The following is a 5,630-nucleotide window of genomic DNA, read 5'->3' as shown; positions in this document are numbered from 1 at the left end:
GTAAACTTGCCTTGCGGGGATCCGGTGTCGATCGGGTCCTGAATGGAACGAAAGAACACCCCCTTGGCCTCCAGCCGTTCGATCACCTCCAGCAGATGTGAGAGAGACCGCGCCAGCCGGTCGATCCGAACGACAACCAGCGTGTCGCCGCTCTGGACACGCTCGAGTACACGAGCAAGCACCGGACGCGCGCGATTGCCGCCTGAGGCGTGCTCTTCATGGATTTCGACGCATCCCGCAGTTTGCAGTTTAAGGTGCCATCACTAAACGACCGTTTGTAAATGAATGCAAGGGCGCGCTCTGTGGCGCTGTTCATCAGAAAGCCCTTGGTTTCCATACGCAGAGCGCGATCAGGGAGGTCTCGCGGACCATCGCGCGCGCGTGCTATGTAAGGTGTACAAACGCACTCTGATAAAACCCTTGGGTAAAGCTCAAAATAGCTGTATTTTGCGCATATGAGGCCTGGAACCCCCGCATTGTATGATGAATCCGACGCGCTCGGCATTTATGCTGAGGAGGTCGAACAGGCGTCTGAGGACGACCTGTGGTTTCTGCCCGGTCCGATGGACGACGAGCCGGACTATTTGCCGCCGGGACCACGGGCCGAACCGCGTGAAACCGAGGTCCTCGACGAATGGCGGAAGGCAGAGGGCGGGCAGGCCGCGCGTCTTGCCCGTGTGGCCGGTCGCGTCGGCGCGCTGGATGACCGGTTGAAGCGCGGACCGGAAGGATGGCGGCATCGGCTTGCGCTGATGGAGGCCGCAGATTTGAGCTGGCACACCGGTGACCGCATCAGCCAAGACCGGCTGGCGCTCTGGATCTCGCTGCGCCTGTCCGGTGTCCAGGACGACACGGCGGCGCTGGCGCGAGTCGGATGGGCGATTCGGCGACTGACGGGTGGACCGGGACCGGAGCAGGACCTTTCCGCCTTCCTCGACCGTCGCGACCCCGAGAACATCAGTGATGAGACCGAGCCGTTCGTGGATCGCGCGAGCGGTTGGCTGGATCTGATGGGGCAGGCCACGGACCTGCACCCGATCACTCGCGCTTGCGCGGGCTTTCACCTCTGGCGCCTCGCGGGGCTCGGGCAGCACGACGACCGTATGGAAGCGGCTGTCGCAGCTGCGCGGATCGCGGCCAGCGATGGAAGAGGCGCAGTCTTCACGCCTCTGGCCATGGGCGGGGCAGGGGGACTACGAGCCGGTGGTTCACCGTTCGAACGTCTGGAACGCTGGCTATACGGGATGGAAGCCGCGTGCCTGACCGCGGTGCGGCACCTTGACGATATCGAGGCATGGTCGGCGCGGGCGGAAGCCGAAATGACATTGCTCTCGGGCAGGACGCCGCCGGCCTTGCGCGCAGTGCTGACCGAATGGCCGCTCGTCTCTGCGCCAATGGCCCAGGCCCTGACGAGTGCCAGTCGCGCCGCTGTTCAGCGCAACCTTGCATGGATGCAAGAGCGGGGTCTGATCCGCGAGGTGACAGGACAGGGGCGGTTCAGGATGTGGAAGGCGACAAACTGAAGGTTAGCGTGGGTCTCACCCGCTCACTCGACAGCAGCGATAACCGCGAGCACGCGGCAGGGCGCGCAGAAACTCACCAACACTTAATGCATTTGTTGCACTTATTTCATATATGGTGGTAGAGAACAGAAACCGGAGAGGAGACCACCATGAACATGCTGGCACACCGACATCTTCCGCCCACGCCGCAGGACGCAGCGATTGCGCGCGTCTCTGGCCAGGCATTGTCACGCTTCGCCCAGGCGCGCGCGCCGTTGAAACTTCGTGTGACGGACTCCGAGCAGATGGAGCCGATCGAGCTTCCTGCGGGCGCCGTATCGCTGCTCATGGAGATCCTCGAGGCGATGGCAGCGGGGCGGGGGGTCACCATCATCCCCGAGAACGCCGAACTCTCGACCGTACAGGCCGCTGAGGTTCTGAACGTCTCGCGTCCGTTCCTGATCAAGCTGCTCGAGGATGGTGCCATACCGCATCGGAAGGTCGGCAAGCATCGCCGCGTCCGCATGGAAGACGTGATGTCCTACAAGGCCGCGATCGATACCGAGCGTGAAGCTGCGCTCGATCAACTGGCCGCCGACGCTCAAGAGCAGGACATGGGCTACCGCTCGAAATGAGCCAGTACACGGTCCTGTTCGATGCGAACGTCCTTTATCCCGCGCCGATGCGCGATGCACTGATGCAGTTGGCGGTCACAGACCTTTTCAAGGCCAAGTGGACGGCCGATATCCATCGGGAGTGGATTGATGCGCTTCTGCGCAATGAACCTCATCGGGAGCGCGCCGCGCTGGAACGAACTCGCGACTTGATGGACAGGGCCACACGCGACTGTCTGGTCACCGGCTACGAGGCATTGGTGCCGGCCCTAACACTGCCGGACCCTGACGATCGGCACGTTCTGGCGGCGGCAATCGTTGGGCGCTGTGACGCGATCGTCACGCAGAACCTGAAGGACTTCCCACCAGCGGCACTTGCGCCCTTTGGCATCGAGACCCAACACCCTGACGACTTTTTCCGGAACCAACTGTCTCTCGCGCCCGGTCTGGTCTGTTCCGCGCTGCGGAAAGTTCGCGCGCGCCTCAAGAATCCGCTCAAAAGCGTCGACGAGTATCTCGCGATCCTGACACAGCAGGGGTTGGTCGCCACGGTTGCCGACCTGGAGCAATTCGCCGACCTGCTTTGATCCCAGAACTGCCCTGACTGAATACGTTCTGGCCAGAGTTGTGGCACCCGATCCATCATCACCGCGAGATTTCGCCCGCCAGGACTGCACGCCCGTGGACTGCAAGCGTAGCAGTGAACCTCGGGCAACCGAACTGCCGGATCACGGCGACAATGCGCGCATCGTACGCCGCTTGCCCTATGACGCGACACAGGTCTGACGCGTGAAACTGGCGGTTCGAGCTTGGCGCAGCCTTGATCTGTTCGTGCAGCTCGCGCTCTCGTGGCTCTTGAACCGGCTGTGGTGCGGGGAGAGCCGGTGGGCGCGTCGCTTCTCCAAGCGAGGTGCGCCACCGGCGCATGAAGCCGAGCAGGAAACCGGCCGGAACCTTGCTGTTCCCACGGGCCCGGTTGAAGGCAAGGAAGCGTTCCCAGATCACTTGCGTATCGACGTTCCAGCAGGGTAGGGCGCTCTTCGCGGCCTTGATCAGCTCGGCCCAGCATGTTCGGAACACGTTCGAGCAACCGTCAATGTTGATCTGTCCTGTGAATATAGTTTTGTTAGATTCTTCTCTAGATAGTGATGTGTCGTCTCCGTCTGACACGAGATCGTGGGTCTGTTCGCCGTCGTCAAAGGCCGCGAAGCGGAAGAGCCAGGGGGCGAACTTGCCGTTCGACTTCTCGCGCTCAAGCTTCAGTTCAGAAGTTTCAAGCTCACTCAGCAGAACGCTCAGGTACTGGCGCGAGACGCCCATCTTCGCTGCCAGAGAGGACAGGGTGAAGGCAGCCGTGCCGCGGGGCAGGCCGTTATACCCGTCCTTCCACGCAATTCCGTCGAGGATGAGCGTGGCCAGTTTGTGCGCCGAAACAGAGAGGTCTGTCTGCGTGATCCGCCTTAGGATCAGGCCAGTCGTTGGTTCCATGGTCGTATCTCCTGAGAGAGACGATGCCATGTCGAGAGCAAACAACATTCTTGCCAGCAAAAACACTTTGCTGGTTGCAGGGGTTCGGACACTGCGCTAGAAGAACCGTGTTCAGGGGTTTTTTTCTAGCGCGGCGTCAGGCTTCTCGGTCTGGCGTCGTTTCCCTTTTTTTGGGTGATGCACTGGGCGTTGTTGCAGAACTCAGTCGGTGAAGGATTCACATCGGGAATCCATGCGGTTAGACGATCTGCATGAGCAAGCCCAAGCCCGCCCGCTACCGCACGACGAACTGGTCCAGCTACAACGATGCGCTCAGGAAGCGCGGATCGCTGCTGATCTGGCTGGACAAGGAGATGACCTGGCACGCGCCGCATGAGGGACGCCCAGGGCGCCCGCCGGTCTTTTCGAATGCCGCGATCCAGTTTTGCCTGTCGCTCAAGGTTCTGTTCAAGCTACCGCTCAGGCAGACAGCCGGAATGGTCGCGAGCCTCCTGCGCCTGGCAGGGCTAGACTGGCCCGTTCCGGACTACTCGACGCTGTGCCGCAGACAGAAGACCCTCAAGGTGCAGATCCCCTATCGCCGTGCCGAAGGGCCGCTGAATCTTCTGGTGGACAGCACCGGCATCAAGTTTCTTGGCGACGGCGAATGGCAGGCCCGCAAGCATGGCGTTCAGGGCCGCCGCCAATGGCGCAAGGTGCATCTGGCGATGGATATCGCCACCTCGGATATCCGGGCCGTCGAGTTCACCCCTAGCCGGGAAGGCGACAGCCCAGTCCTGCCGGACCTGTTGGGCCAGATCCCCGAGGACGAGGACATCGGCACCGTGACCGCGGATGGTGCCTACGATACCCGCCGCTGCCACGGCGCCGTCATCGCACGCGGTGGCACGGCAATCATACCGACCCGAAGGAACGGTCGAGCTTGGAAAGAGGACTGCCCGGCTGCCAAGGCGCGCAACGAAACCCTGCGCGCCACGCGTCACTACGGTCGGGCATTCTGGAAGCGGTGGACCGGATACCACGCCCGTAGCCGAGTGGAGGCCAAGATGCGATGCCTGAAGGCCTTCGGTGAGCGCATCGCCGCGCGGGATCCAGATCGCCAAACCGCCGAAATCCACATCCGGGTCGCCCTTGTCAATCGCTTCAACGCGCTCGGCACCGCCCACGTCGTCCGCGTGGCATGAAACTGAATGGGAAAGGGGCACTCACAACTCAGGCCGACTTTCTGCAACAACGCCCATCGCGCCCCATGTTCAAGGTGGAGCGCTGGTGAATTGAGGGCAGAAACTGAAGACGACGGCCGCATCGCCCTCATTCAATCGGACATCTGGATCGGCTTTCCCCGAGCGGAGCAAGTGCTGGACCGGCTGCATGGTCTGATTGAGATGTCGCGGCAGACCCGCATGCCTGGCCTTCTGGTGCATGGGGCGTCCGGCATCGGCAAAACAATGATCGCCCGCAACCTGTCGCGACGCTATGCGCCGGAGTATGATCCGGAGTCGGGCGTCACCCACACCCCGTTACTTCTGTTGCAGGCGCCACCCGCTCCTGATGAGCGGCGGTTCTATATGCACATCCTCGCAGCCGTCGGAGCCCCGTCGTCGACGCTGAGCCTGAAGGCGCAGAGTGTTGCCTCGCTGGAAGTTCGGGTCGTGGGCCTTTTGCGCGACCTCGGGCTGCGGATGATCATGATCGACGAAGTCCACAACCTTCTTGCGGGCACGCATAGGGAACAGCGCCGGTTCCTCAATGTCTTGAGGTATCTCAGCAACGAGCTGGAGGCATCTTTGGTCTGCTACGGTGTCAGCGAAGCCGTCGATGCCATTCGCGGCGATGTCCAACTGGCCCGTCGGCTTGATGAACACCACCTGCCGAATTGGCGCGATGATGCCGAGTTTTCGGATATGATCCAGACATTGATCGCGGCCATGCCGCTGGAGAAGAAATCCAATCTGCAAGTGCGGTCGCTCAAGCAGATCCTCGCATTAACTGGCGGGGTGACGTCCCGCATCTTTGCCTTGGTCAA

At 61.8% G+C, this 5,630-nt stretch carries 6 protein-coding genes and 1 pseudogene; 5 read left to right on the top strand and 2 right to left on the bottom strand.

Annotation, left to right across the window (positions count from 1 at the left end; all coding sequences use genetic code 11):
* Positions 1 to 248: pseudogene (locus A3764_RS23280) on the bottom strand (recombinase family protein); the annotation flags it as partial.
* Between the two features lie 207 nt (positions 249 to 455).
* Between A3764_RS23280 and A3764_RS23275 the strand changes: the two are divergent.
* The 3 genes from A3764_RS23275 (at position 456) to A3764_RS23265 (ending at position 2,703) form a co-directional block, all read left to right on the top strand.
* Entirely contained in the window at positions 456 to 1,523 is a 1,068-nt protein-coding gene (locus A3764_RS23275) for a helix-turn-helix domain-containing protein (protein ID WP_007803223.1), read from the top strand.
* 149 nt (positions 1,524 to 1,672) lie between these two features.
* Positions 1,673 to 2,137, top strand: coding sequence for an excisionase family DNA-binding protein (locus A3764_RS23270; protein WP_007803221.1), 465 nt, complete (start codon positions 1,673 to 1,675; stop codon positions 2,135 to 2,137).
* Positions 2,134 to 2,703, top strand: coding sequence for a PIN domain-containing protein (locus tag A3764_RS23265; RefSeq protein WP_007803220.1), 570 nt, complete (start codon positions 2,134 to 2,136; stop codon positions 2,701 to 2,703). The genes A3764_RS23270 and A3764_RS23265 overlap by 4 nt, the downstream gene beginning before the upstream one ends.
* Positions 2,704 to 2,761: 58 nt before the next feature.
* Here A3764_RS23265 and A3764_RS23260 read toward each other — a convergent pair whose 3' ends face one another.
* Positions 2,762 to 3,604, bottom strand: coding sequence for a hypothetical protein (locus A3764_RS23260; RefSeq protein ID WP_007803218.1), 843 nt, complete (start codon positions 3,602 to 3,604; stop codon positions 2,762 to 2,764).
* Between the two features lie 251 nt (positions 3,605 to 3,855).
* On the opposite strand from A3764_RS23260, the gene A3764_RS23255 reads away from it, so the two are divergent.
* Both A3764_RS23255 and A3764_RS23250 read left to right on the top strand, forming a co-directional pair.
* Positions 3,856 to 4,788: an IS5-like element ISRhba5 family transposase gene (locus A3764_RS23255; protein WP_007803217.1), complete on the top strand. Its 933-nt coding sequence runs from the start codon at positions 3,856 to 3,858 to the stop codon at positions 4,786 to 4,788.
* Positions 4,789 to 4,959: 171 nt separating this feature from the next.
* A partial coding sequence (locus A3764_RS23250; RefSeq protein WP_236628314.1) for a TniB family NTP-binding protein occupies positions 4,960 to 5,630 on the top strand: 671 nt, incomplete at its 3' end.

This window comes from Sulfitobacter sp. HI0129 (assembly GCF_001635395.1).
Classification (GTDB): Bacteria; Pseudomonadota; Alphaproteobacteria; order Rhodobacterales; family Rhodobacteraceae; genus Sulfitobacter.
The sequence above is the reverse complement of the archived record's forward strand: the minus strand, read 5'-3'. Positions and strand labels throughout refer to the sequence as shown.